Source organism: Streptomyces katrae, assembly GCF_000966975.1.
Taxonomy (GTDB): domain Bacteria; phylum Actinomycetota; class Actinomycetes; order Streptomycetales; family Streptomycetaceae; genus Streptomyces; species Streptomyces katrae.
In genome coordinates, this window is sequence record NZ_JZWV01001491.1 from 1 (window position 1) to 2,639 (window position 2,639).

1 protein-coding gene is annotated in these 2,639 nt (G+C 79.1%); it reads right to left on the reverse strand.

Going from position 1 to position 2,639, the window contains the following annotated elements; all coding sequences use genetic code 11:
• Window positions 1-2,639: type I polyketide synthase (locus tag VR44_RS38595; protein ID WP_045952352.1), on the reverse strand; the 2,639-nt coding region annotated here is incomplete at both ends.

Below are 2,639 nucleotides of genomic sequence, written 5' to 3' on the forward strand. Positions count from 1 at the left end.
TGGGAGGCGCCGACGGCCTCGGCGGAGGTGTGCCCCAGCACGGCGGCGACCTGGGCCCTGACGAGCCCGAGGAGGATCCGCCGGCGCTTCTCGTCCGAGGCCCCCGCCAGCTGCTCCGTCAGCGCGCCCGTTGCGGTGGCGGGGTCCGCCGCCGTGCGGGCGGGGGTCCGTACGAGGCCCCGGAGCAGGGCGGGCACGGGCCGGGTCCCGGCGTGGCGGCGCAGGGCGGCCAGGTTCAGCCGGACGGGCAGGAGTACGGCCTCCGCGCCGTCGGCGGCCGCCGCGGTCCCCGCAGCCGTCGCGGCCCCCGCAGCCGCGGCCGTCGCCGCGTCGAAGAGGGCGAGGCCCTCGTCCGGGGAGAGCGGGGACACGCCCGACCGGGCCATCCGGGCGAGTGTTCCGGCAGCGGCCCCGCCCACCATCCCGTGCGGGCCGGCGGCGTCCGCGGCGGCGTAGTTGGCCTGGCCGGCGGTGCCGAGGGTGCCGGCGAGCGAGGAGAACAGCACGAAGGCCGCGAGGTCCCGGTCCCGGGTCAGTTCGTGCAGGTGGAAAGCGGCGTCCGTCTTGGGCCCGAGGACCCGGTCGAGTCGTTCGGCGGTGAGCGATCCGGCGAGCGCGTCGTCGAGCACGCCGGCCGCGTGGACGACGCCGGTCAGCGGGTGGGCGGCGGGGATCGCGTCCAGTACGGCGGCGAGCGCGGTCCGGTCGGCGGCGTCGCAGGCCGCCAGGGTCACCTCGGCGCCCAGCGCGCCCAGTCCGGCCGCGAGTTCGGACGCGCCTTCGGCTTCCGGCCCCCGGCGGCTGATCAGCAGGAGGTGCCGTACGCCGTGCGCGGAGACCAGGTGCCGGGACACCAGTCGGCCCAGGGCTCCCGTCGCCCCGGTCACCAGGACGGTACCGGCCGGGTCCAGGCCCAGGGGCGCCTCGGTCGTGGCCGTGGCGGCGGGCGTGCGGGCCAGCCGGGGCACGAGCACCCTGCCGGCCCGGACCGCGCACTGCGGCTCCGCGCCGGCCAGGTCGGCCGCCGACCGGGCTTCGTCCGGTGCGGCGCCGGGCTCCGGGTCCGCGTCGGCGTCCACGAGGACGAAGCGGCCGGGGTGTTCGGACTGGACGGACCTGACCAGGCCCCACACGGCGGCGTGGGCCGGATCCAGCCGGGCCGCGTCCCCGGCGCCGGTACGGACCGCGTTGCGGGTGACGAGGACCAGCCTCCGCGGGTCCCCCTCCCCCGCCTCGGCGGCGGTCAGCCGCGCCTGTACGAGGGCCAGGGCGCGGGCCGCCGCGTACCGCACGGCGGCGGACGCCTCGGCCGGGCGGTCCGGGAGCTCCGCCTCCAGCAGGACCACCTCGTCGGCGGCAGCCCCCGTCACGGGCGGGGCCGGGGGCACCTCGGTCCACTCGACACGGAACAGCGCGTCCCGGAAGCGTCCGGCGGCCGCCGCGGCGGCGAGCTGCTCGGCGGAGACCGGCCGCAGGACGAGGGAGTCCACGCGGGCCACGGTCCGGCCGGCGGTGTCGGCGGCCAGCAGGGAGACGGCGTCCGGGCCCGCGGCGGCCAGCCGGACCCGCAGGGCGGCCGGCCGGCCGGACGGGGCGGCGGACAGCTCGACCCCGGTCCACGAGAAGGGGACCCGCGCCCGGCCGGTTCCGGTGCCGGTCTCCGTGCCGAGCAGGCCCTCGTCGAGGGCGACGGCGTGCAGGGCCGCGTCGAGCAGGGCCGGGTGCAGCCCGAATCCGGAGACGTCGGTCCCGTCGGGGAGTTCCAGTTCGGCGAAGAGCTCCCCGTCCCGGCTCCAGGCGGCGCGTACGCCACGAAACAGCGGTCCGTAGTCCAGCCCCAGAGCGGCCATCCGTTCGTAGAGGGCGTCCGGGGACCCGTCGGCGAGGGGCACGGCCCGGGGCGGGGGCCATGCGGCCAGGGCGTCCGCGTCCGCGGGGGCCGCGGCGGCGGACAGGGTGCCCACCGCGTGGCCGGTCCACGGCTCGTCGGCGGGGGCGCCCTGCGGACGCGAGTGGATCTCCAGCGTCCGGCGGCCGTCGGCGTCGGGGGCCGCGACCCGTACCTGGACCTGCACGGCCCCGTCCTCGGGGACCACGAGCGGCGCGCCGAGCGTCAGCTCGTCCAGCCGGCCGCAGCCGACGCCCTCGGTGTGGGCGGCGTGCAGGGCCAGGTCCACGAAGGCGGTGCCGGGGACGAGTACGGCGCCCAGCACGACGTGGTCGGCGAGCCAGGGGTGCGTGGCGAGCGACAGCCGGCCGGTCAGGACGAGTCCCTCGCCGTCGGCGAGCGGAAGGGCGGCGCCGAGCAGCGGGTGGTCCGCGTCGGCCAGACCCGCGGCGGAGACGTCGCCCGGAGCGGGGGCCGCCGCCAGCCAGTAGCGGCTGCGCTGGAAGGGGTAGGTGGGCAGGTCGACGCGGCGGGCGCCGCGGCCGGCGAAGACCGCCTCCCAGTCGACGGGGGTGCCGTGGACGTGGAGTCGGGCAAGGGCGGTGGTGACGGCCTGCTCCTCGGCCCGGTCGGTGCGCAGGAGCGGAAGGGCCACCGCGTCCCCGTCCAGGGTCTCCTGGGCCAGGGCGGTCAGGACTCCCCCGGGGCCGACCTCCAGGAAGGTCCGCGCGCCTTCGGCGGCGAGGGTGGC